General features: G+C 36.9%; 25 protein-coding genes and 1 tRNA gene. 14 read left to right on the forward strand and 12 right to left on the reverse strand.

All coding sequences use genetic code 11. The features are described 5' to 3' along the window. Positions 1-107 precede the first annotated feature (107 nt). From pncA to IPZ59_RS16315, 3 genes are read right to left on the reverse strand one after another with little or no spacing between them, the layout of a single operon-like run. The gene (gene pncA / locus IPZ59_RS16305; RefSeq protein ID WP_236137112.1) at positions 108-728 is read right to left on the reverse strand and encodes a bifunctional nicotinamidase/pyrazinamidase; all 621 of its coding nucleotides are present in this window, start codon (positions 726-728) and stop codon (positions 108-110) included. Next, the gene (gene prs / locus IPZ59_RS16310; protein ID WP_236137113.1) at positions 725-1645 is read right to left on the reverse strand and encodes a ribose-phosphate diphosphokinase; all 921 of its coding nucleotides are present in this window, start codon (positions 1643-1645) and stop codon (positions 725-727) included. The genes pncA and prs overlap by 4 nt, the downstream gene beginning before the upstream one ends. Beyond that, positions 1632-3113 (reverse strand): nicotinate phosphoribosyltransferase, encoded by a 1482-nt coding sequence (locus IPZ59_RS16315; RefSeq protein WP_236137114.1) that lies wholly within the window; start codon positions 3111-3113, stop codon positions 1632-1634. The genes prs and IPZ59_RS16315 overlap by 14 nt, the downstream gene beginning before the upstream one ends. A gap of 173 nt (positions 3114-3286) precedes the next feature. On the opposite strand from IPZ59_RS16315, the gene IPZ59_RS16320 reads away from it, so the two are divergent. From IPZ59_RS16320 to IPZ59_RS16330, 3 genes are all read left to right on the forward strand, one after another. Beyond that, on the forward strand, positions 3287-3898 hold the full coding sequence (locus tag IPZ59_RS16320; protein WP_236137115.1) for an RNA polymerase sigma factor: 612 nt from the start codon (positions 3287-3289) through the stop codon (positions 3896-3898). After that, the gene (locus IPZ59_RS16325; protein WP_236137116.1) at positions 3888-4646 is read left to right on the forward strand and encodes an anti-sigma factor; all 759 of its coding nucleotides are present in this window, start codon (positions 3888-3890) and stop codon (positions 4644-4646) included. Before IPZ59_RS16320 ends, IPZ59_RS16325 begins: the two co-directional genes overlap by 11 nt. A gap of 72 nt (positions 4647-4718) precedes the next feature. Next, positions 4719-5453: a hypothetical protein gene (locus IPZ59_RS16330; RefSeq protein ID WP_236137117.1), complete on the forward strand. Its 735-nt coding sequence runs from the start codon at positions 4719-4721 to the stop codon at positions 5451-5453. A 72-nt stretch (positions 5454-5525) separates the two neighbouring features. Here the strand turns inward: IPZ59_RS16330 and IPZ59_RS16335 are convergent, their stop codons facing one another. The 4 genes from IPZ59_RS16335 to IPZ59_RS16350 form a co-directional block, all read right to left on the reverse strand. Beyond that, positions 5526-7667 carry a CHAT domain-containing protein gene (locus tag IPZ59_RS16335; RefSeq protein ID WP_236137118.1) on the reverse strand — a complete coding sequence of 714 codons (2142 nt, stop codon included), beginning with the start codon at positions 7665-7667 and terminating at the stop codon, positions 5526-5528. A gap of 669 nt (positions 7668-8336) precedes the next feature. Beyond that, complete coding sequence (locus IPZ59_RS16340) at positions 8337-9242, reverse strand: hypothetical protein (protein WP_236137119.1); 906 nt, start codon at positions 9240-9242, stop codon at positions 8337-8339. An 87-nt stretch (positions 9243-9329) separates the two neighbouring features. Then, entirely contained in the window at positions 9330-10136 is an 807-nt protein-coding gene (locus IPZ59_RS16345; RefSeq protein WP_236139823.1) for a DMT family transporter, read from the reverse strand. A 105-nt stretch (positions 10137-10241) separates the two neighbouring features. After that, a complete protein-coding gene (locus IPZ59_RS16350; RefSeq protein WP_236137120.1) occupies positions 10242-10910 on the reverse strand; it encodes an ABC transporter ATP-binding protein in 669 nt (222 codons plus the stop codon). A 138-nt stretch (positions 10911-11048) separates the two neighbouring features. Here IPZ59_RS16350 and sucC point away from each other — a divergent pair, with 138 nt between their 5' ends. From sucC to IPZ59_RS16365, 3 genes are all read left to right on the forward strand, one after another. Continuing rightward, positions 11049-12263: an ADP-forming succinate--CoA ligase subunit beta gene (gene sucC / locus IPZ59_RS16355; protein WP_236137121.1), complete on the forward strand. Its 1215-nt coding sequence runs from the start codon at positions 11049-11051 to the stop codon at positions 12261-12263. A gap of 9 nt (positions 12264-12272) precedes the next feature. Then, positions 12273-12346: transfer RNA gene (locus IPZ59_RS16360), tRNA-Arg, on the forward strand. Positions 12347-12486: 140 nt separating this feature from the next. Continuing rightward, the gene (locus IPZ59_RS16365; protein ID WP_236137122.1) at positions 12487-13320 is read left to right on the forward strand and encodes a universal stress protein; all 834 of its coding nucleotides are present in this window, start codon (positions 12487-12489) and stop codon (positions 13318-13320) included. A gap of 202 nt (positions 13321-13522) precedes the next feature. Here IPZ59_RS16365 and IPZ59_RS16370 read toward each other — a convergent pair whose 3' ends face one another. Continuing rightward, a complete protein-coding gene (locus IPZ59_RS16370) occupies positions 13523-14413 on the reverse strand; it encodes a DUF3078 domain-containing protein (RefSeq protein WP_236137123.1) in 891 nt (296 codons plus the stop codon). 273 nt (positions 14414-14686) lie between these two features. Here IPZ59_RS16370 and IPZ59_RS16375 point away from each other — a divergent pair, with 273 nt between their 5' ends. The 6 genes from IPZ59_RS16375 to IPZ59_RS16400 all read left to right on the forward strand — a co-directional run bounded on the left by IPZ59_RS16375 (position 14687) and on the right by IPZ59_RS16400 (position 17110). Beyond that, the gene (locus IPZ59_RS16375; protein ID WP_236137124.1) at positions 14687-15247 is read left to right on the forward strand and encodes a DUF4136 domain-containing protein; all 561 of its coding nucleotides are present in this window, start codon (positions 14687-14689) and stop codon (positions 15245-15247) included. Continuing rightward, a complete protein-coding gene (locus IPZ59_RS16380; protein WP_236137125.1) occupies positions 15248-15568 on the forward strand; it encodes a DUF962 domain-containing protein in 321 nt (106 codons plus the stop codon). 104 nt (positions 15569-15672) lie between these two features. After that, positions 15673-16029 (forward strand): response regulator, encoded by a 357-nt coding sequence (locus IPZ59_RS16385; protein ID WP_236137126.1) that lies wholly within the window; start codon positions 15673-15675, stop codon positions 16027-16029. Between the two features lie 70 nt (positions 16030-16099). Continuing rightward, positions 16100-16585 carry a hypothetical protein gene (locus tag IPZ59_RS16390; protein ID WP_236137127.1) on the forward strand — a complete coding sequence of 162 codons (486 nt, stop codon included), beginning with the start codon at positions 16100-16102 and terminating at the stop codon, positions 16583-16585. A gap of 69 nt (positions 16586-16654) precedes the next feature. Further along, entirely contained in the window at positions 16655-16855 is a 201-nt protein-coding gene (locus IPZ59_RS16395; RefSeq protein ID WP_236137128.1) for a hypothetical protein, read from the forward strand. Between the two features lie 114 nt (positions 16856-16969). Then, positions 16970-17110 carry a hypothetical protein gene (locus tag IPZ59_RS16400; RefSeq protein WP_236137129.1) on the forward strand — a complete coding sequence of 47 codons (141 nt, stop codon included), beginning with the start codon at positions 16970-16972 and terminating at the stop codon, positions 17108-17110. Between the two features lie 24 nt (positions 17111-17134). On the opposite strand, the gene IPZ59_RS16405 is transcribed toward IPZ59_RS16400, so the two are convergent. Continuing rightward, on the reverse strand, positions 17135-18697 hold the full coding sequence (locus IPZ59_RS16405) for a peptide MFS transporter (RefSeq protein WP_236137130.1): 1563 nt from the start codon (positions 18695-18697) through the stop codon (positions 17135-17137). Between the two features lie 293 nt (positions 18698-18990). Here IPZ59_RS16405 and pckA point away from each other — a divergent pair, with 293 nt between their 5' ends. Beyond that, complete coding sequence (gene pckA / locus IPZ59_RS16410; protein ID WP_236137131.1) at positions 18991-20598, forward strand: phosphoenolpyruvate carboxykinase (ATP); 1608 nt, start codon at positions 18991-18993, stop codon at positions 20596-20598. Between the two features lie 307 nt (positions 20599-20905). Further along, positions 20906-21343, forward strand: a complete 438-nt coding sequence (locus tag IPZ59_RS16415) for a peptidylprolyl isomerase (protein WP_236137132.1) — start codon at positions 20906-20908, stop codon at positions 21341-21343. Between the two features lie 259 nt (positions 21344-21602). On the opposite strand, the gene IPZ59_RS16420 is transcribed toward IPZ59_RS16415, so the two are convergent. The 3 genes from IPZ59_RS16420 to IPZ59_RS16430 form a co-directional block, all read right to left on the reverse strand. Further along, positions 21603-22889 carry a NupC/NupG family nucleoside CNT transporter gene (locus IPZ59_RS16420; protein WP_236137133.1) on the reverse strand — a complete coding sequence of 429 codons (1287 nt, stop codon included), beginning with the start codon at positions 22887-22889 and terminating at the stop codon, positions 21603-21605. Positions 22890-22966: 77 nt separating this feature from the next. Further along, positions 22967-23563, reverse strand: coding sequence for a bifunctional nuclease family protein (locus IPZ59_RS16425; protein WP_236137134.1), 597 nt, complete (start codon positions 23561-23563; stop codon positions 22967-22969). Between the two features lie 5 nt (positions 23564-23568). Beyond that, entirely contained in the window at positions 23569-24537 is a 969-nt protein-coding gene (locus IPZ59_RS16430; RefSeq protein ID WP_236137135.1) for an electron transfer flavoprotein subunit alpha/FixB family protein, read from the reverse strand. Between the last annotated feature and the right edge of the window lies 1 nt (position 24538).

The raw sequence follows: 24538 nt of genomic DNA on the forward strand, positions 1-24538 counted from the left end.
TGCGCTTCGGTTGTTAATCAATCGCTGCTTCATGAAAACACGTTAAAATACCGAGTCGAGGAAGTCGTTACTAGCTCCCTCAACTCGGTTTTTTTTGTTAGTAACATCTAAAGAGATCTTAGCTCTTTCGTTTCTACGATAGTGGCCCCTGCTGCCTTCATTTCTTCAAGAGCTAAGTCGAAATCATTCACTTGCAAATTGACTGCGCGAGTCGCATCTGCAATTAAGTGTACCTTAAAACCTTCTGCTAAGCCATCCAAAACAGTGAATTTCACACAATAATCAGTCGCTAACCCACAAACAAAAAGTTCAGAAATTCCCGCTTCCTTTAAATAAAAAGCAAGCCCAGTATCTCCCTGTCTATTATTATCAAAAAATCCGCTATATGAATCAACTAATGAGTTGGTTCCTTTTTGGAAAATGGCTTTCCATAGTTTTGTTTCTAATGCTGGATGAAAAGCAGCGCCTGCTGTCCCCTGTACACAATGTACGGGCCATAAGATTTGTTGAACTCCATTCAAATTCACAAACTCCCCTACTTGTTTCCCTTCATGATTAGCAGCAAAACTTCCATGGTCAGCGGGATGCCAATCCTGCGTGGCTACAATAAATTCAAACTTAGATTGAAGCTCATTAATCAAAGGAACAATTGTATTTCCCTCTTGTACAGCCAAAGCTCCTCCGGGGATAAAATCGTTTTGAACATCTACAATTACTAAAGCTTTCATTCGGATAGTTGGTTTACGATGATGTGTGCAATACTTTTTACTTCAACAAAATCTTGGTCTAACCGGGTTGAATTTGGATGCGAATTGGTCGTGATCACTTTTTCGATGACACCCGATGATTTGATTTTATCAATGGCGTTATTCGTAAATAGCCCGTGGGTAGTAATCGTATAAATTTTTTTTGCACCGGCAGCTTTATAAGCTTTGGCAGCATTGATCAGGGATCCACCCGTTCTGACCATATCATCATAGATGACTACATCTTTATCCTGAACATCCGCCGAGATACTGGTGACTTCTGTTTTCACGCCTGATACTCGACGTTTGAATACGAATGCGGCATTTACTCCCATCTCATTGGCCAAGGATTCGACCCATTTTGCACGGCCTGCATCCGTACAGGCCATTACAAAACCCTCATCTGCCAAATTATTCGCAGCCTCAATAATGATGGGTTTACAATAAATATGAGAAATCAATGCTTGTCCTTCAAAATAATGAGGGATACCCTCCGAGTGAAGATCAAAAAAATAAAAGTGATTACCCAAGCTCGTACGAGGCAAAGATGAAAACATGACTGCCCTGGATTTAGCTGTGACAACCTCCCCAGGTTTTACTGCCCTTTCCATTGTTGAGTACCCAAAATAAGGGAAAACCAATCGGATGGAACGAGCACCGTATTTGATGAGGGCGTAGGCCAAATCATACATTTCTAAAGTATCGGTATCAGAAATGGTTCCTCCAACAAGCGCTACGTCCCTACCATTGACAAATGTAAGGATTCGTTGATAGCGCTCACCATCTGGAAATATCTTCACTTCCAGTTCCCCTTTTTCAAAATCAGAGTAACGCAGAATTTCTTCCAAGAGGTATTCATAATCTTTGATTGCAAAAACAACGAGTTTATGCTCCTTCATAATTCTTCATTTTAAGAACCAAGTTGGTCCGTATTTCAAATAAATTCTCTTCTAATCCTACCGGATAAATATGCGGGTTGATCAAACGCTTATGTGCTTTATCGAACATCTGAAGATTATCTTGGGCATTGGCACGAATAGCTTGAATCGTAGGTATCTTATATACTTTTTCTCCTTGGATAAAAATTGGTTTTAATAAAGGTATAAGCTCTAAGTTAGACGATTTTATTTTTTTTCGCTTGGTGGAGTCGGTTGGGTCAATGATTAGGTAATCTGACTTTGTCGCTAAGTCTTCTTCCAAACAAATCATATCGGCAATGGCCTTTCCGTCTTTAACAAACCGAATTACTTCTTGTCTTCCAGGAATATTGATTTTGATACTTTGTTGCGAGACCTTGATTTTTGGGATCCATTCTCCTAATTCATTCTGAATAGCTGCGAGTTTATACACAGCCCCCAGCGCTGGTTGATCGTAGGCAGTCACGAGCTTGGTGCCAACGCCCCAAACATTGATCGATGCCTCCTGAATCTTAAGCGATGTGATGATATGTTCATCCAAATCGTTGCTTGCTACTATTTTGGCACCTGGAAAACCTGCTTCATCTAACATTTTTCGAGCGATGGTACTGTAATATGCCAAATCGCCAGAGTCTATCCGGACCCCTAACATCTCATTGCCCTGCTCCCGCATCCAATAGCCTACCTCTATAGCATTTTTGACACCTTGGATTGTATCATAGGTATCTACTAAGAAAATGCATTTATCAGGAAAAGCTGTGGCATAGGCTTTAAATGCTTCCACTTCCGAATCAAAAGACATGATCCAGCTGTGTGCATGGGTACCTGAAACTGGAATCCCAAACAACTTACCGGCCATTACATTGCTTGTAGATGTACAGCCACCGATGTAAGAAGCTCGAGAAGCCGCTAAGGCCCCATCTATACCTTGAGCTCTTCTTAAGCCAAATTCAAGAACAGGATCGCCTTTGGCTGCTATGCAGATGCGCGCTGCCTTTGTTGCGATCAGTGTTTGGAAATTGATGATATTTAAAAGTGGCGTTTCCAATAATTGACATTGAACTAATGGACCTGTAACCTTCACAATAGGCATATGCGGAAAAACAACAGTTCCCTCCTCTACTGCTTCTACATCACAGGAAAATTTCATTTTTTCTAAATAATGAATAAAGGCAGTTTCAAACGTTGGCGAACCATCGTTATTTTTCATATCCGCTAAGTATTGTAGATCACTGGCATCAAAATGAAAATTTCTACAAAAATCTATTACATAATCAAGTCCTGCCGCGATGGTAAACCCACTTTGAAAAGGATTTTTTCTAAAAAATAGATTAAAAGTAGCGATATCATTGGCTTTACCAGACTTCCAATAAGCATAGGCCATGGTAATCTGGTAAAAATCGGTCAGCAATGCCAAGGAACCTTGATACAGATCTTTGGTTATTTTCATAGTTTAGTAATTGGCTTAAAAATTATCTTACAAATAAAACTATATCCAAACAGAGTGATAACCCTTTATCGAATAATTTTCGAATTTTACCCCAAAAACTCTTTGATATAAAAAATAATTCAGCAAATACTGTTACATATGATATATGAAAAACGACTAATGAGCAGAGAATAATGAAAAAGCATTCTGGATATTCTACCGAAGAATTAGTAAATGCCATTCGTTCCACTATCGGAATAAATGAAGCTATTCAATATTTGTATACTCAACACTACAAATACTTAGAAAATTATGTGCTTCGCAATAGTGGTAATGAAGATGATGCTGCTGATATCATCCAAGAAAGCTTTTTGGTTTTTATCAAAATGGTAGAATCAGATAAATTTAGGCAGGAAGCTGCTATCAAATCTTATCTTTATTCCATTACCAAAAATCTATGGATTACAGAATTGAGAAAAAGAAAAAGTATGGCAGCCAGACAAGAAGTATATTCAAAACAAATGGATGATTTAGAGGTGGACGTTACATTGACGATTGTTCAGAATGAAAGCCATCATTTAATTCTAGATCTCTTTTCTGAGTTAGGAGAAAAATGCAAACAAATTCTTTACAATTTTTACTACGAAAATTTAAGTATGAAAGAGATTTTAAAACTACAAAACTTTAGCAATGAACAAGTTTTAAGAAATAAAAAACATAAATGTTTGAAAGGTTTGATTGAAAAAATCCATTCTGACCCGAAAGTATACACTACTATAAAAAATGCCTTGCAATATGTTAAATGAAAAATACATTGGATTAATTGATGATTATTTGGATGGAGCTCTCCATCAAGAGGATAAAATGCATTTTGAGAAAAAACTTCAGGAAGATTCAGAATTGCGCGAACTACTAGGAATCCAAAAAATGATCAGAGAAAGTATTAAACTTCACGGTCAAAGAGAAATGGTAGCCAAGATTCATCAGAAGCATAAAAAGGCTCATTCAATAAAACCAACCAAAGAAGTTACAATCAAAAATTGGTGGATAAGTATCGCTGCTTCTCTTACATTCTTAATTGTAACCAGTAGTTTCTGGATAAATACACAGGTAGAGACATTTTTTGACAAAAACTATATGAGATATGAATTACCTACCATGCGATCGGCAGAAAATACACAAGATAATCTGCATGAACTGTATAAAAACAAAGATTTTGAAAAAGTACTTGCTTCACTTGGAGAGTCATATGAAAATAGAGAAGTCCTTTTTTTAGCTAGCCTTGCTGCTATTGAACTTAGAAAATTTGACAAATCGGCACAATATTTGAAAAAGTTGGATTTAATAAATAAACAAAAATCAATTAAAGAGCAGCTATTTGCTGATGAGGTAGACTATTATCTTTTTTGGAGTTTGTTGAATTTAGGGCATATAAATGAATCCGAATATTACTTTAAAAAAATGATGGATAACAAGAGCCATAGTTTTCATAAAAGCTTTAGCAAGATCGATCAGTTGAGATTCTCAATCTTTAAAATAAAACACAAAAATTAAAAAAAATTGAAAAAGGAGGTTACATATTCCTTACTGACTACGACCAATTATTAAACTACATAAATTATTATTATGAAAAATTACATCAATTCACTACCAGCTTTAGCAATTGCAGCGATCGTTTCTTTTTCCTCTTGCAACTCAGAGGATGATATCCCCGCAATTGGACAAGGAGAAGGGAGAATAGGTATTGCCTTAGTGCTTAAAAACAATTCCACTACCAGCAACAGTGCAAGAATGGAAAATAGTAATCTTTCCATCGAAAATGGATTTATCCAAATAAAAGAAATTGAATTAGAGCTTGATGGCAGAAATGAGCAGGGAAGCTTTGAAAAAGAAATTGAATTCGAATTCAATGAAATTAAAAAAGTAACCTTTAATGAATTTGACAAATCAGTAGATTTCTTTATCAATATCCCGGAAGGTGAGTACAAAGAAATTGAACTTGAACTTGATCTGATTGATTATAAAAATGAACCATCCATTTACTTTGAAGGAACATTTACAACTAATGATGGCGCTTCTATTCCTTTTCAGTTTGAGTTTTTCGGTGATGAAATAGATTTTGAAGTAGAGATTGAAGCTGAAGACGACCGATACTTTAGAATTGATAGGATCAATAATCCACTAGCTTTATTTGAATTAAATGCATTAAATTGGTTAAGAAATGTGTCAAGTATCGAAATGACTAACGCTGAGCAAACTAACGGTGTTATTCTGATCAATAGAGATAATAATAGCTCGATTTACAGCAAAATTAAATCAAACATTAAAGCTTCTTCAGAAATTGAAGTGGAGATAAATTAAAAAGTAAGTTTTCTTTTTGAAAATAAAGGCAGGTATTTCGTTTACATAATTATATAATTATTTTACTCGAAGCTACCTGCCTTTTTTATATATCCACCAACCTATAAGCCCAAGTAGCGTCATCGAAATATAAAAATAAATAGTACCAAAGAAACTGTTTTTAGACGACCCTACGTCTCCAACTAAAACTAAATGAGACCAATAGATTGGATGATGATATTGAATCATTTTTGGATCATCTAACAATTTCAATTTTGCTTTTCGAAGGGATTGAGCATAAGAACTTCCTTTTTCCAGATTTTTGTAGAATTCAAGGGTAAGATAAGCTGTTGCCTTATCTTCAGCTTTCCAAAGAGTGGAAATAATATTTTGACAACCCGCTAGCATAAAAGCACGAGATATTCCCAATACTCCCTCACTCCTACTAGTAGCTCCAAAGTTAGTTTCGCAAGCACTCAAAAATACAAGAGATGTATGATTCAAATCCAAGTTTACAATTTCATTGGTATATAATCGGCTTTCGATAGTTCCTGGATAAAATGCAATAAATGCCAAATCAGGGTTTTCAGGATCTGGATTAGCGTGAGTAGAAAGCTGAAGATAATCTGCAAAAGGCAATACTTCCAGTAACTTACTTTTTGTTGAAGTTGATCCCAAAAATTTATTTCCTTGAAAAACTCCCACTTCTTCGTTTGAAAAAGACAGTTCTTCCAGCTCAATTTCATGATCTTTCCAGTAATGTCCGAAAAAAGGTGCGAATCCAAATTTTTTTGTTTTTTTTAATGGTTTTGAAGAAGACTTTCCAAGTAATGAAAGCGAATACTGATAAGTAATCGAATGGTCTTCTAAAAGAAACCGGCCAGGCATTTTTTCCAAAATTTCGAATGGAAAATCCACGAGCGTTCCATGCGGAATAAAAAGAAGGTTTTCGAATGGCTCAAGAAAACCACTACTTTCCCCGAAAATTTTCTCGAACAATAATGCACCTTGCTCCCCCTTACTATAGTTTTGTCCAAGTTGATAATTAATCAACCTCTTTTTCATTTCATTGATGTCATCTTCTAAACTAGAATCCAATCCAATAATTCGAGCTGTTAGACTTCGATTATCTAAAAAAAATAGGATTAAACTTGACTTGGTTTCAAATAACGAGACGACTAAACTATTTTTATCCAATATTTCGTTTTGAATTTTAGGAATGTCCAGCGTATTGACCCTCAACTTCTCAGCAACATATGCAGGTATATCATTAAACTCGTTATGCAACCGAGAAAGTTCTAATCGCTTATCAGTAAGTGAATTTTGAAGTTCTTGAATTAGCAATTGATTTTTCTCAATAAGAAGGGATTGTTGTATTCTGGAAATAGCGAATTGAATATCCCTTTCTTTTTGAAGCTTATCTTCAGAAATACCTCCAATTTTCTTAAGTTTTTTTTCTTTTCTACCAGTATATAAGCCCGTAGATTTACTTCTTTCTGCCCACTCAAAAGCTGTAAATAAATAAATATCATCACCTGTATTTTGATACTCACGCAATGCTAAGGAGACTGCATCTTGAAAAGTATTTAAAACAAAATCTCCCAAAAAAATACGGGCTTCCTCATTGTCGTAATGATTAGTAACGTAATAAACCATATCAAATGCAGATCGAAACGTTTGTATCCCAGAGGTTAAAAATTTCTGTTTACCAGTCTTTTCATAAAGCTTAATAAAGGATTTGGCTTTTTCAACCATACTCTCAATCAATAAAAAAGTAGCAAATCCCAACGAATAATCTGTTGGATTAGCATAGACATCATCATTTTCAAAAAAGCCATCTAACTGCATAATCGATTGATGAAAATTAACTAAAGCACTTTCATAATTACCCTCTTCAAAAAGAATTCTTCCTAACAATAGATATGATTTTCCTAATCGAAAATCCTTCTCGGAAGAATCGCTGGAGATTTCATTTTTAACCAATTCATGAAGTGTATTTTTAGCTATTTCTTGGTTACCTTGAAGCCAATAAGTTTCTGCTAGTTGATTCTGATAGGGAATAGATTGCAAATAATCCTCAGACTTGACCTTAATTAAATGTGACAATGCTGAATCAGGTAAATTTTTAGCTAAATATATACTTGCAAACTGAGTATGAATTTGATCCTGATCAAGTTTCAAGGCCTCTAATGTTGCATAAATACTCAATGCGCTATCTAATTCATTGAGCTGCAATAAGGCACTTCCAATATTATTAAGAAAACTAAAAACTGCATATTGATAATACGGATCCAGTTGATCCAAAGACCTATCGCTAACCAAGAGATTTTTTGCTTTGTTAAAAAAATTGATCGATTGAGTGTAGTTCCCCGATTCAAAATAAATTATTCCCAAGGAATTGAATAATCGAGCGCTTTCTTCACTGGATTGTTTATTTTTGAGAAGTGCCTCTGCTTCCTCTAAAAAATATATGCTGCTATCAGCTCTGCTTTGTAGGTAATATGTTTCCCCTAAGAAAAGGTTTGATCCAAAAAAAAGAGTATCTGTTATTGTGTTGTTTTCACGAAGTTTTAATCCTTCTCTGTAGTAAAACACAGCATTCTGGAGCTCTCCTTGAATTAGTGAAAGATTCCCACTTTTCTCATATATATCCAGTTGTGTCTCAGGTGCCAGCTTTTGTATTTCTTTAGAAAATAAAACTTCTCTAAAAAGTGCCAAAGACAAACTATCTGAATAATCCGTCGGCATTTCTGAATCATAAAGCTCGCATGCTTGGGTGTACTTTTGCATGAGTACCTCCAAATTAACCTTAGGAAAATCTTGAAGAGCAATGAAAAGAAATAACAGAAACCACCTATTCACTATCAGAATGCCAAATTAGTCTAAAAGGTAATATTACCTAATTTATTCTAACCTGGCAACAATAATCAAATACGGAGGCCTTGGCTTTACATTAGGATTAATAGTTGCAATTCTGGCATTGGAAAAAGCCTTAGTTTGTGGGTTTCCCAAAATTGATCTTTGCTTTGCTTCCAACTCATCAATAAGACTTTGTGGTACATCTTGCAAGGTATTGAAATAGAAAATTTTGAGATCAATGCGATTCAATGCTCCTAAGCTGTTATCCTGTAATCTGTAATATAATCGAGCATCTAAGTTGGACCCATTAACTGGATTTAAACCAAATGCATTATTTTCGACCGTTTTTTTCAAATCAATGATACCCGTTGAGGAGTCAACTTCTATTCCTATATCTGATAATTGCTGATTGTCAGGCCCTTTTTCATCAAATTTACACGAATCATCATCGTCATCGTCATCATCATCATCGTCATCGTCATCGTCATCATCCTCGTCATCATCACAAGGGTTTAAAGCGGATGCAATCCCGTTAAATACTGGCTTTGCTTTAAAATCTTCTTGGTCAATGATATAGAGCCTATCCAAATAATTTATACCTGCTAAGGTTAACTCAAATTCGCAAGAAGATGATGAGTCTGATGCTGGAAAAAAGGTAACCCTATATTTTAGGCCTGTTTCACTTTTATTAATATCTATCTCACCAGACAAGGAATCTAAAAACAAACCTTCCGGAAAAGATTCAAACTTACCCGTAAGTTGATTTACAGGCCTAATCAGATTCTCAGCAGCATCATTAATGTAAAAAAGAGTATCACTGTAACTAAAAAGAGAGCAGGCAAATGGCGCACTTTCACCTCCCGCAGGATTTATATCATCATCCTGATAATCAGTATTACATGCTACAGAAAATAGTATACTAAGGAATAGAAAAAGTCTAAAATTTTTCATTGCTAATGTTTTTTGGTTAGTCGAAACAGACTGCTTAAATGTAACCTTTACACACACTTAATATTATCAATCGCTGGTCCACAATCATTAATTTCTTTTGATAGCATTTAACAAAACACCTGCCAAAACAATAATAATCCCTAAAAATGTAACGAAGTCATACGATTCTCCAAATATAAAATAGCCAAAACCCAAAGCATAGATGATTCCAACATAGCTTAAGCTTGAAATCTTGGCAACTTCAGCATTTTGATAAGCGATGGTCATAAAATACTGGGCTGCCTGCGTCAATATCCCTACCAATAATAAAAATAGCCAATCCCAACCTCGTGGTTGCACCCAAACCCAATACGTCAACAACGAAGCAATCGGAATAGTAATCATGGGAAAGTAAATCATTATGACCAAAGGGTGTTCACTATTTTTTAGCTTCCGAATTATATTATAAGCAAGCCCCATCGAAAGAGAAGCAATCAAGCCAATAGAAAGATCCATTAAAGAAATTCTGGGATCAAACCCCTGAATAACTAACACACCCAAAAAAGAAATTCCAAAATAAAAAAACTGACGTACCGCAACTTTTTCTTTGACAATAAAGATCCCTAAAATACTAGTGAAAATGGGTGCTAAATAATTGATCGTTACTGCACTTGCCAAGGGAATAGCTTGCAGGGTATAAAAAAATGCAATCAAACCAATAGAACCAACCACTCCACGAGCAATCAGAAGTTTTTTATTGGTTCCCAAAATAGGAACTGTACTTTTTTTTAAGACGGCATAGGTGAAGAAAAAACTAAAAACCGACCTAAATAAAATAATCTCAATAGCAGGTATATGAGGAATCATCTTGACAGATACATTCATCAAGGCAAAAAAGAAGCCTGCCAGTAGCATGTGTAAAATACTCTTATTGCCCAAAACGGATTAATATGGATGATTACCAAACAAAGGAAATTTCAATCAGAATAGTTCGTCGGATCGTGAGTGAAAATTTTTGGATCAATGCCTATTTAAAAAAGAAAGAATATTGCCGTCTTTCATCGTAAGTGTACGATCTGCCATTTTTGCCAATTCCTGATTGTGAGTCACAATTACAAAACTTTGGCCAGATTCTTCTCTCAAGGTAAAAAAAAGTTCGTGCAAGGCTTGTGCATTTTTGGTATCTAAATTACCGCTCGGCTCATCAGCAAAGACTACTTTAGGATTGTTTACCAATGCCCGGGCTACCGCGACCCGTTGCTGTTCTCCCCCTGACAATTCAGATGGCTTGTGTGAAAGTCTAGAAGAAAGACCTAGTAAGGAACCCAATTCATTGGCCCGCTTTTGAATATCCGAAAGCTTCTTACCTGCAATTAATCCTGGGATCCAAATATTTTCCTCAGCAGTAAATTCAGGAAGTAGGTTATGGAATTGAAAAATAAATCCGATATGTTCATTTCTGAAGTCTGCGAGTTGATCTCCCTTAAGACTGGAAATGGTCTTGCCATCCAACCAAACATCACCTGCATCCGCATGATCCAAGGTTCCCAAAATATGCAAAAGCGTACTCTTACCTGCTCCTGAGGCTCCTACAATAGATACAACTTCTCCCGCACTAATGCTAACATCCACGCCCTTAAGCACATGGACTTCTCCGTATTTTTTCTGAATTCCTTTTGCTTCTAACATAAATATTCTTTGTTCACTCTGCAACAAATCACCACTGATGTATTTATTGTCAAAATTGGCATATTTTTCCTAAAAAGAGCATACAGTTGTTTGAAAAATCGGTTGAGAGCGCTTAACTTCGGGCAAAAATTTACAAGGATGAATATACACGAATATCAAGCAAAAGAACTTTTGAAAAGCTATGGGGTTAAAATTCAGGAAGGTATCGTTGCAGATACGCCAGAAGCAGCCTTAGAAGCAGCAAAGAAGCTTAATGCAGAAACGGGAACTTCCTGGTACGTAATCAAAGCTCAAATCCACGCAGGTGGTAGAGGTAAAGGTAAAGTAAAGGAAACTGGATCAAATGGTGTGGTATTGGCGAAGAAGTTGGAAGATGTTTCTACAAAAGCTGCCGACATCCTTGGAGGAACCTTGGTAACTATCCAAACTGGTGAAGAAGGTAAAAAAGTAAATAAAATTTTGGTTGCTGAGGATGTATATTATCCAGGAGCATCTGAGCCTAAAGAATATTATTTGTCTATCTTATTGGACAGAGCCAAAGGTTGTAATGTGATCATGGCTTCCACTGAAGGTGGAATGGACATCGAAGAAGTAGCGGAAAACCATCCTGAGAAAATCATCAAGGAGTGGATTGACCCTAAATTAGGTCTTCAAGGTTTCCAAACAAGAAAAATTGCTTTCAAACTTGGTCTTGAAGGCAATGCATTCAAAGAGATGGTGAAATTTATTACATCCCTTTACAATGCCTATGTTGGGTCTGATTCTTCCCAATTTGAGATAAACCCTGTATTAAAGACATCCGATGACAAAATTTTAGCTGTAGATGCTAAAGTAAACATAGATGACAATGCACTTTACAGACATAAAGATTTAGCAGATCTTAGAGATTTAGCTGAAGAAGATCCCTTGGAAGTAGAGGCTGGTAAATCAGGCTTGAATTATGTAAAATTGGATGGTAATGTGGGCTGTATGGTAAATGGTGCCGGTCTAGCTATGGCTACTATGGATATGATTAAATTATCCGGTGGTGAGCCTGCCAACTTCTTAGATGTGGGAGGTGGTGCCAATGCTACCACAGTTGAAGCTGGATTTAGAATTATTTTACAAGATCCTAATGTAAAGGCTATCTTGATCAATGTCTTCGGTGGTATAGTGAGATGTGACAGAATTGCTAACGGTGTAGTAGAAGCATATAAGTCAATTGGAGATATTCAAGTCCCTATCATCGTTCGTCTTCAAGGTACAAATGCAGAAGAAGGAGCTCGAATCATTGATGAGTCAGGCTTGAAAGTTGCTTCCGCAATTACGCTCAAAGAAGCTGCTGAAAAAGTGAGAGCAGCTATTTCTGCCTAAGATTTTGTTGCACCCGTAGTTCAACTGGATAGAATATCGGATTTCGGCTCCGAGGGTTGAGGGTTCGAATCCTTCCGGGTGTACAAATTATTACATTCCCTGCTTGTAGATACAAGCAGGGTTTTTTTATGATTTTATTCAGGTTAAGAGATGACTCTGGACAGCTTAAATGGCTAAATTAAAGGGTAACTTTAAAATACTAAGAATTAAACCCACAAGAGCCATGAAAAAAATACTCGTCCCTACCGACTTTTCCACTTGCGCAAATGCGGCAGTGGACTATGCATTTGCCATAGGCAAAAAGCTTCAAAGTGAGTTGTTATTTCTTCATATCGTAATCACTCCAGTAGATTGGAGTAAGTTGAGAAAAGATCAAGAAGAATTATTCCCAGAAACCAAAGAGCGCATCGCAAAGGCAAAAACAGAACTTAGTGAGCTCGTTAAAAAAGCTGAAAAAGAAGGATTAACTGCCAAGAAATTACTCGTGTTTTATGATGGAAACGAAAAAATCCATCACTATGTTAAGTCTGAAAATGTAGATCTTGTAATTATGGGCTCTCATGGCCAATATGGCTTCAAAGAGCATATTTTAGGCACAAATACTTACTCTATGATTCGTCGCTCTGAGGTGCCTGTAATCATCGTCAAAGAAAACAACCCTAAAACGGATCTTGAAACGATCGTGTTTGCTACAAACTTCAAGGAAGAGACAGGAAAAAGTTTTCAAGCTACTGAACGCTTAGCAGAAGCATTGAAGGCGAAATTAAAAATCTTGTTTGTGAATACCCCAACTTACTTCCTAGAAACAGACGATATATACAATATAGGTAAGTCGTATCTTGAAGAGTTTGGAACCTACAACCATGAAATTGAAATTTATGATGCCTTTAAGGAAGAGCGGGGAATCATTCAGTATGCTACAAAAATCAAAGGAGACGGTATCGCCGCCATCACGTATGGCAAATCCGATTTAATGCAATATTTCTCTCCTAGCATTACAGAAAACCTAATTGCCATGACAGAACTTCCTGTAATCAGCATACGAGTAAAAAAATAAAAGTACACCAAGTTTAATTGCACTATTCCGGCAGCTTTGAAAAGGCTGCCTTTTTTAATTCAAAGCCAATAAAAAAGCAGGAGAAACTCCCCTGCCCTTTATATGAAAACTAAACCAACTATTATTTAACTACCACAATTGAAACAAAAATAATACATATTTATAAAAATCAAAATAATTTGGTAAAATCTAATTTACAAACCTATTTTTTATTACTGACTTTGTATAAAATACCCATTGCTAGCGCTTGCGAAAATTGAATTCCAGGATCCATATCAATATCATAGACATTAATACTTGTAAAGGTAACATCCACATATTTAGTAATTTTTGCTATCACGGTAAAGTCCAATCGATGATCAATAGTATTAAATGCTAATGTCTCATAATTGGCAAATAATTGGTACCGTGAATTGATAGTCAAATTTTCGGAAATCTTTTTATTGTATGTAGCAAATAATTGAAATGCAAGCCACTCAGTTCTAACGGTCTGACCTGCAGGAACTCCATAATTTTCAGGAACATTTGTGATGATATCAGGATTGCTGACAAAGGTAAATCTTGGCGAAACTGGTGCTAATCGCAGGGCGAAATCTTTATTCGGCTTATATTCCAAACCAAAACCAGTCGTAAGAAATGCTGGCGCAAAAAACCCTGATATCAATCGATTTTCAGGGCCTGAAAAATCAAACCCATCTGTAAACTGAGTAATAAAATTAACAGAGGAAAAATATGCCCATTTCTCATTGATTTTATACCCTACTTTGGAATCGAAGAAGATACGGTCATTTGACTTTCTAAAATCTTGTCCTTCATTTTTCACTACCCCATAGATTAATTCCAGTTGATTATCCCATGAAAACTTATCCTTCGCATAATTTGCTTTCCCTGTAGCTATGGAACCAAATGCAATAGAATTGACCCCTCCTGCTTTCCAATTGCCGCTAAAAGATGCCTGATTAAAGTTAAAACCAACACTGAATTCTGAATCCCAATACGTAGTGTCTCTAGCTTCTGAAACTCCTGCATCCTCTTGGGCTTGTAGACCTCCTACGAAGAATACGCATAAAATAATGAATGTCATTTTTCTCATTTTGACAAAATTTAAAACGTTAAATTAGATGAAGATCTAAAAGTATTAGATGATTTATAAAAATCCTCAAAATTTATGAAAATTATTGAAGCACAGGTTTGATTTTTGTAGACCTACAATCGATCTATTTTCAATAATTACGTTAGTATAAACGAGCTTCGAAGGCCAATGAGCTAAGAACGCTCCATTCTTCACAAGAAAAGGGAACATTGGTATGAATGCAATTCACACCATACTTGTTCAGGGTTTGACTTCTAGAAAACTTACATAAAAATGAAAAAACTACTCATTCTCACACTATTCTTAGGTGCATGCAGCTCAATTGATATCTTTAAAGAAAAGATGGAAGTTAGGCCTATCCCACTGTACCAAACATTTGTGATCGTAAACCAAGAAGCAAAAATTGCAGGATTTCAGGATAACTTCTTAGACGCTATTGCTTCAAGTGGTCTCCAAAACTTTCTTGAAGAACAAGGAATGGTATATGATCAAACCAACCCCGATGTGGTCATTCGCTACACCTCTAACCAAGACCCTAGACAAAAAGACACATACAATTATCCAATCATGCCCATGTGGGGTATGCGGGTTTGGGATCCTTGGATGTTTGACCCCATGTGGAATAATCGCATGAATCCAGTGACTACCAAAAATTATGAACTGTTCCAGTTTATCGTCGATTTCATTGATCCAAAGCAAGAGAAACTCGTGATTCGTATTACGGCAGTAACCGAAACCTCTAATCCAAAAGAACAACAGAAAAAATTAGAAAAATCTGTAAATCTAGTCGGGAAAGCTTATCTTGAACATATCAACAATCAACCCAAAAGATAAATGGCAACAGAACGTATTAAATCCCTGAAAGAATTTTATCCCTATTACCTCAGTGAACATCAAAATCCAACCTGTAGAAAACTACATTTTATAGGTACTGCACTGGTCTTTTTAACCCTTTTTATAGCAATATTTACAGCTAATGCATGGATTCTATTTCTGATTCCTGTGATTGGTTATGGATTTGCCTGGGTAGGACATTTCTTTTATGAAAAAAATAAACCTGCCACTTTTCAATACCCATTTTACAGTTTAGCATCTGATTTTATACTTTTTTTCGAACTTTTAATTGGGAAGCAAAGGTTTTCACCTGATAATTAAACGTTTATTTATGATTTAGTGAAAAAAACCTATTGCATTTATCAAACGAAGCATTATCTTTGTACATATATTTTTGCATTTCAAACAAATCAAACTGCATTACGATGTTAAAGATAGTTCTAATTGATGATGACCCAATCAGCACTTTTGTGACTGAAAAATTGATATCCAAGAATATCACGCTTCCGCACAAAATTTATAAGTACCAAAGTGCCTCGGAGGCTTTAAGGGAAGTTTCTCAAATTATTCCGAATGTTTTATTTCTGGATTTAAATATGCCGGAAATGACAGGTTGGGATTTTTTAGAGGAATTCGAGCCTTCAAACTATCGTCCAGATGTTTATATATTAAGTAGCTCTGTTGATGAAAGAGATATTAATAAAGCGGCCAATTATACATTGGTGAAGCAATATCTTTCAAAACCTTTGATAAAAAAGTACATCAAGAACATTTTTAATTAAGGTTTTTAAAGAACTATCAAACATCATTATTTTTTAATTGTTATATTCATAGCATTAAAATTCTATGAGTATGGCAATTATATCTTTGAAGCTTATCGAAGCGTTTAGAAGAACTATCTCCAAATTAAAAAACAATGCCCCTTATCAGTGGGGTCACATGGGTGCGTGTAACTGTGGAAATCTTGCCCAGGAATTAACCCAATTATCAAAATCAGAAATTCATCAATTTGCAATGCAAAGAAGTGGTGATTGGAATGATCAGCTCCTGGACTATTGTCCTACGAGCGGATATCCCATGGATTTGATGATCTCCAAAATGGTAGAGGCGGGATTAAGCATTGATGAATTGAAACACCTAGAGCGTTTATCAGACCCAAAAATTCTCCAGCATATTCCATTTGATCGTCGGGAAAAAATGGAAAAAAATAAAAAAGAAGATGTCATACTTTACATGGAAACTTGGGCTGATCTTTTAGAAAATGAATGGATTAAACAGAATCCAATTGCATTGGAAGAAATAAATAAAAAAAATATCCTCTCAAAGGTATTGGCTTAATTCTATATTTTGACGTATTTAGTATCCGTCAAACCAAATTATAAGTTACTACTAAATCATTATCACACTATGGAGGAATTTGAAGACGATTTCGATGATTTCGATGACATTGAAGAAGATGAGTTTGCAGAAGATTTCCAAAATGAAGTCTATGACATGGATGAAGAAAGCGAACTAATTGATGACAATTTCGTAGACTTCGATGATGAAGACTTTGATGATGATTTCGAAAATGAAGATCTTGATGACTTTGATGACGAAATCGACTAAAAAAAAGCAGCGAAAATTGATTTCGCTGCTTTTTCCTTTCAAGAGCTTTGAAGAAAACAACAACCGACTTATCTTTGATTCGTTAAAGAAAAGAAACTAAAAATCAGTCTTCATATGTTACTACAAATTTTCAGTTCTCCTATCGCTCCAGGAGCTCAATTATTCTTACTAATCGTATGCATTCTTGCAGGTTTGGGAGCAGGTATATCAGCTATTGATTTCAGAAATACAGTCTCTAAAAAAGACGACAAATAAAAAAGGAGGCCTTGGCCTCCTTTTTTAATGCACATCGCCCATCATTTTTCGAATAGGTTTACTTAGTAACAATAACAAAAGACCCGTGCCAACGGTCGTAGCCACAATCATCAAATATTGACTTGGCATTTGTGCTAAGGCCTCATCTGTTCCACCACTTGCCTCTCCTGCAATCAGTCCAGCTATTAGATTTCCTAATGAAACAGATAGGAACCAAATACCCATCATTTGCCCGCCGTATTGTGCTGGAGCCAATTTAGTCACTAAACTTAATCCGACAGGGCTCAAACTCAATTCACCAAAAGTATGGAGCATGTATGTGAAAATCAACCATGTAGGCGCAGCCAAATCTCCTGAAGCTGCAATTTTAGCTGCAAAATACATGACTAAAAAACCCATACCCAAAAGAAGTAGTCCAAAGGCAAATTTGAGTGGTGAACTTGGTTCTAAATTCCTCCTACCCAACCAAACCCACAGCGCCCCAAAAAAAGGAGCAAATAAAATAATAAATAAAGAATTCACCGACTGAAAATATCCAGCAGGAATTTCCCAACCCATTAAATTCCTATCGGTAAAACGTTCCGCAAATAGATTTAAGGTTGATCCAGCTTGTTCAAAACCTGACCAAAACAACGCTGAAAATAGAAAAAGAATAGCAATGACCCCAACTTTCTTTTGATCACTTAGATCTAGTCCACCGAAGAAAATCACATAACCTAAGTATAGGATTGCTACAGCGGCAATGATGTTGCCCGAAGCCTTGGCTACAACGGCTACGTCAATGGGAATCAATCCTGCAAACAACAAAACTAATGTGAAAGAAAATACAGCTACTCCAATTAAAGCTATTCGTTTAAGCTTATCTTTTTCTCTCAATTCCTCTGGACTAACAAAAGAAACCTCTTCTCCGTAACCATTGAGAGACCCTCCAGTTAACTTGTATTGAATTAGGCCTATGACCATTCCCAAACCCGCTAACCCAAACCCTAAATGCCAATCATAGATAGCCATGGTACTGCAAGCTATTGGAGCAATAAATGCTCCTAAATTGATCCCCATGTAAAATATAGAGAATCCAGCATCTCTTTTTGAGCTACCAGCAGGATACAACTGTCCTACAATGGAACTGATATTTGGTTTTAAAAGCCCTGTACCAAGTACTATCAAAATAAGTCCTAAGAAGAATGAGTTGGTATCTAAAGAAGAAAGCGACTCTTTCACCTCCGTACTAGGAGAAACCCATTCCATTAACCCCGGTAAGGCCATGGTGAAATGCCCAATGGCAATAATTACACCGCCGTACCATACTGATTTTTTCAAACCTAATAATCGGTCTGCAAACCACCCCCCGGGTAAGGCAAAAAGATAAACCCCCATGGTGTACAATCCATAAATTGCTCCCGAAGTTTTATCATCAAACCCTAAGCCACCATCGGCTATGGCGGCTGTCATAAATAGGATTAAAAGTGCCCGCATTCCATAATAACTGAATCGCTCCCACATTTCAGTAAAAAATAAAGTCATCAAACCTTTCGGATGGCCAAATAATGTTGGGCCAGGAAATAAATCAAGTTGCTGATTTTTCATGCAGAGTTGTTGTAATTAATTATCTTTTTATTCAATGCGATCTAAATACAATGATAATATTTTTTTCTTGCTTCCATGCATTCCTAATCATAAATCCATTTTCCTTTTATTTTGCATCATTTTATTGCAAATCACTTACTTTACTATCGAGTTTTTTTCAATTTTGAAAACTATATCAGTTTAGCATAAAAACTTAACGAAATCGATTGAATTGCAAAAAAAAGGGCATTTATCACAAACTCTAGTAATTTTTATCAGTATCTTTAGGCCTTCATTTGCACAGCTAACCTTTTATGGAAACACAAGATTTACTTCTTCAAAACACCACTCAGAAACTTTCATCTTTAGGCATCCAGACTTCTAAACATGTGTTTTGGAACCTCACTCCTGCCGAGCTTGTAGAACATTCACTTCAAAATGACGAAGGAAAATTAACCGATGTAGGGGCCTTGATGGCTGATACAGGAGAGTTTACTGGAAGATCTCCAAAAGATCGCTTTATTGTACTAGATGAACAAACCAAGGACTCTGTATGGTGGGGTGATATCAATATTCCCATTAGTGAAGAAAAGTTTGACATTCTCCACCAAAAGATGTTACTCTTTTTAGAACAGAAAGATTTGTACGCCCGACAAGCTTTTGCGGGTGTTGACCCACGATACAGGCTCAACTTGACAGTTGTGAACACACTAGCTTGGCACAATTTATTTTGTAACAACATGTTTCTTCGCCCCAGCAAAGAGGAACTTGATCATTTTGTAAGTGACTTCACTATTATTTGTGCCCCAGAATTTGAAGCAGATCCCGAAACAGATGGCACGAGACAAAAGAACTTTGCTATCATTAATTTTACCAAGCGAATACTATTGATTGGGGGTACCGCTTATGCCGGTGAAATGAAGAAAGGAATTTTCTCAATCCTCAATTACATTTTACCGTATCAACACCAAGTACTTTCCATGCATTGTTCTGCTAATAAAGGAGCAAACGGAGATACGGCCGTTTTCTTTGGACTATCCGGGACAGGTAAAACCACCCTTTCTGCTGATCCCAAAAGAGCTTTAATCGGAGATGATGAACACGCTTGGACAGAAGATTCAGTCTTTAATTTTGAAGGGGGATGTTATGCAAAAGTAATCGATCTCAGTAGGGAGAAAGAACCCCAAATATGGGATGCTATCAAATTTGGCGCCATTGTGGAAAACACCCGATTCTATTCAGGGACTAGAACTGTGGATTATACAAATAAGGAAGTTACAGAAAATACCCGTACCTCCTATCCTATTGACCATATTTCTAATGCGCTGATCCCATCAGAGGCTGGCATTCCTAAAAATATTTTCTTCTTGACGGCAGATGCATTCGGAGTTATCCCACCGATTTCAAAATTGAACAAAAGTCAAGCGATGTATCATTTTATTTCGGGATACACTGCTAAAGTGGCGGGAACCGAGGTGGGCATTACGGAGCCTAAAACCACATTTTCTGCATGTTTTGGTGCTGCTTTCCTTCCATTGCATCCTACACAATATGCGGCCTTATTTGGTGAAAAAATGGAAAAACATCAAGTAAATGTTTGGCTCGTAAATACAGGTTGGACCGGTGGTCCTTATGGAGTAGGAAACCGTATGAAGCTTGCCTACACCCGCGCAATGATTACTGCCGCCTTAGAAGGAGATCTAGACAATGTTGGCTACCGTAAGCACAGTGTTTTTGGAGTCGGTATACCAGAAACATGTCCCAATGTACCAGATGAAGTCTTAAGTCCACGAGCAACTTGGGATGACAAAATAGCGTATGATAAAAAGGCGCGTGAATTGGGTGCTGCATTTATACAGAATTTTGAGAAGTACAAAGACTTTGCAAGTGAAGACATCCTGGCAGGTGCTCCAAACCTATAAAATCTAATTCTTTTCCGAGTTATAAACCCAAACAGTGAGGGCACTAGCGATAGTGCCCTTTTTGGTTGATCGGAGATGACTGGATCCGCTTGTTCATGATTAGCGGAAGTCTTTGGTTGAATAGTAAATTGACTGAAGCATTTATTCTGTTTTGCTTAACAAGAACTGATGAAAAACACTTATTTTTGAAAAAATTAATAGTTGCGAATGGATAACTAGTCACCCGAATCCCTATTGAGTTAAAACTACCATGGGATTTTATTATAATTTAGCTAGGTCCAAAAAATATAATAATTTAAAAACATCAATGAAAACAGCAGAAATACACACCGCTAAAGGTGTCATGAAAGTGGAGTTTTACGAAAAAGATGCTCCTAAAACCGTTGAAAATTTTGTGACACTTGCTCAAAAAGGGTTTTACGATGGATTAACTTTCCATCGAGTTATTCCGAATTTCGTAATCCAAGGAGGTTGTCCTATCGGAAATGGTGCTGGTGGACCGGGTTACAAAATCAACTGTGAATTGACCGGAGATAATCAGTACCATGACCGTGGTGTCTTATCCATGGCCCATGCAGGAAGAAATACAGGGGGTTCCCAGTTTTTTATCTGTCATAGCCGCACTAACACTAGTCACTTGGATAGAAACCACACTTGCTTTGGCAAAGTAGTGGAAGGTTTGGAAGTGATTGATGCTATCAAAGCAGGCGATGTTATTGAGAAAATCGTAGTCAGTGAAGCGTAATTGAGGTTTTTAAATCATCGTTTACGTTAATAAAATAAAAAAGGCTGTCTTATAAGCTAATGCTTTAAAATATTTCCTAAATTTTATTTGGTATTCATTCAGTGAAACTTAGTGTCTTAGATTTATAGCTAACTATGCCACTAATCTAAGACACTAACTCACAAATGGATAAATCCTTAAACTAAATTTTGTTTGGGTGACAATTCTGAAGTTCTATTTATAAAACAGCCTCTTTTTTTTAGCTCTGTTTTTTTATTATTTATCCAAACAAAGCTCCTGCGATCGTAGCAGTCATCAAACAAGCTAGTGTGGCTGCCAACAACGCTCGCATACCCAATTTAGAGAGATTTCCCTGCTGATTGGGTGCAATGCTTCCAATACCTCCTACTTGAATAGCGATTGAACTAAAGTTTGAAAATCCACATAAGGCATACGTTGCAATGACCACGGACTTTGGCGATAACGAATCTGCCATTTTCATATCGGCTAAACTTAAGTAAGCTACAAACTCATTGATGACCGTCTTTTGGCCTAAGAGAGAGCCTACTTGTAAGGTTTCGCTCCATTCCACTCCGATCACCCAAGCAAAAGCTCTGAAAATATTTCCTAAAATATACTCAAGTGAAAATCCATTAAATTGACCATTCGTGCTACTGACCACCCAAGCGTTCAAGCCGGTGTGTTCTCCAATGACTCCTGATAAAATATAGTTCAAAGCAGCAATGACAGCGATAAAAGCTAAAAGCATACCACCAACATTTAGCGCTAACTTTAAACCCTCTGATGCACCAATAGACATAGCATCAATCAAATTCACACCCATGTTTTCCTGACTAACCTCCAATTTATCATTGACAACTTCTTTATCGGTTTCAGGAATCATGATTTTAGACATCACAATCGCTGCTGGAGCATTCATGATACTTGCACCTAAGAGATAGGCAGCAAATTTTGTCTGCTCCTCTAAACTATCACCTCCCAAAAAAGCTACATAGCCCGCTAAAACTCCCCCTGCTATGGTAGCCATACCTCCAGTCATCAAACACATGAGTTCGGAACGGGTCATTGTTGGAATAAATGGACGGACCAGTAAGGGGGCCTCTGTTTGTCCTAAGAATATATTACCCGCTGCTGATAAACTCTCTGGCCCTGATAATCGCATAGTACGGGACATTACCCAAGCAATCCCAAACACTACTTTTTGCAAGACTCCCAAATAGTACAAGCCCGAGGATACAGTCGAAAAGAAGATAATTGTGGGCAGTACCTTGAAAGCGAAAATAAAACCAAAGGTATTGGTGGCTAAATCTCCAAATATAAATATTGCGCCATCTTCAGAAAAGCTCAAAAACTTAACAAATGCCTCACTAACAGCTGAGAAAATACGTGCTACGAACGCAACTTTGGTTATCAAAAAACCAAAAATTGCTTGTAAAACAACTCCAATTCCTACAAGCCTCCAGTCAACAGCCCTTTTATTGGCTGAAAACAAAAATGCTACCAAAAGGAGCACTATAATACCAATCAGACCTCTGAAATAATCCATGGGCGCTTTTAAGTGTTGGGGTTAATGGTGGTTGATCGCTAAAATAAGTAAGCCTGGCAATGTACCAGGCCTATTTCTTAGTTTCGTCTATTGATTTCGTCTCTGATTCGTGCGGCCCTTTCGTAATCTTCATCGTGAATGGCCTTTTCGAGTAATTGATTAAGTTTGTCTAAACTAAAGTCCTTCAATCCATCAGAACTTTTACTAGACTCTGATTTTCTCGAACTTACTTTTGATTCTTCTTTTTTCTTCTCCTCTTCATCATTGGATTCCAAACCCGCTTCTTCCATTACTTTGGAAATACAATAGACGGGAGAATCAAAGCGAACAGCAATAGCGATCGCATCAGAGGGACGAGAATCAATTTCTACAATTTTAGAGCCACTGCGACAGATGATTTTAGCATAAAAAACACCTTCTCGCATATCTGAGATCAAAATATGATCAATTTTGAAATTAAAATTACTGGAAAAAGACTTAAACAAATCGTGTGTCATTGGACGATTGGGGATGATTTTTTCAATCTCAATGGCTATCGCCTGAGCCTCAAACATCCCAATGACTATTGGTAATCGTCTTGTACCTCCAACCTCTCCCATCACAAGAGTGAATGACCCCGATTGGGAGTGATTAGATGTTAATCCAAGAATTTCAAGTTCAATTTCTTGATCCACGCTACTTATTTTAATGCTTTGACTGCTTCAGTTAACTTCGGTAAAACTTCAAAAGCATCACCAACGATCCCATAATCTGCAGCTTTGAAGAAAGGTGCTTCTGGGTCTTTATTGATGACAACTATACACTTTGAAGAATTTACGCCTGCAAGATGTTGAATCGCACCCGAAATTCCAACAGCTACATACAATGTTGGTGCAACTTTCACACCTGTTTGTCCTACGTGCTCATGGTGAGGTCTCCATCCAATATCAGAAACTGGCTTGGAACAACCTGTGGCAGCACCCAATTCTTTGGCTAATGATTCAATCATGCCCCAGTTTTCCGGACCTTTCAAACCTCTACCACCAGAAACTACAATATCTGCTTCAGGCAATAAAATATCTCCTTCCGCTTTATCGGTAGCAGTAATTTTTCCTGCAAAGTCCGCATCTGATAAGTTTACTGAAATAATTTCAACAGCTGCTGCTGCACCGTCAGTTTTAAGATCTACGGCATTTTTCTTAACCGCTAATATCTTATGCTCTTTGGTAACCTCCGTTACTGCAAACGCCTTGCCTGTGTAAATACTTCTTTTAACCTGGTAACCAGCACTTGTATCAGGCAATTCCACTACATTGGAAACCAACGATGCGTCTAATTTTACAGCCAAACGTGCCGCAACAGCATCTCCTAAAGATGACTTCGCTAGAACTAGCGTGCTTGCGCCGATACTTTTATACACTTCTGCTACAGCCGTAGCATGCGCTTGAATAATACCTGCTGTCAATCGTTCATCTGACACATGCAATACTTTGGAAGCACCAGCTGTACCCGCTTTCGCCAATTCTGCCTCAGCGATGCTACCCAAACCCAGGGCAATTACATCTCCGGCACCTAACTTATCAGCCAAGGCTTTTCCGTATGATACAGCCTCTAAACTCGTTTTTTTAACAGCACCGTCTGCGTGCTCAAGATATACTAATATACTCATG

The organism is Mongoliitalea daihaiensis (assembly GCF_021596945.1).
In the GTDB taxonomy this organism is placed as follows: Bacteria; Bacteroidota; Bacteroidia; order Cytophagales; family Cyclobacteriaceae; genus Mongoliitalea; species Mongoliitalea daihaiensis.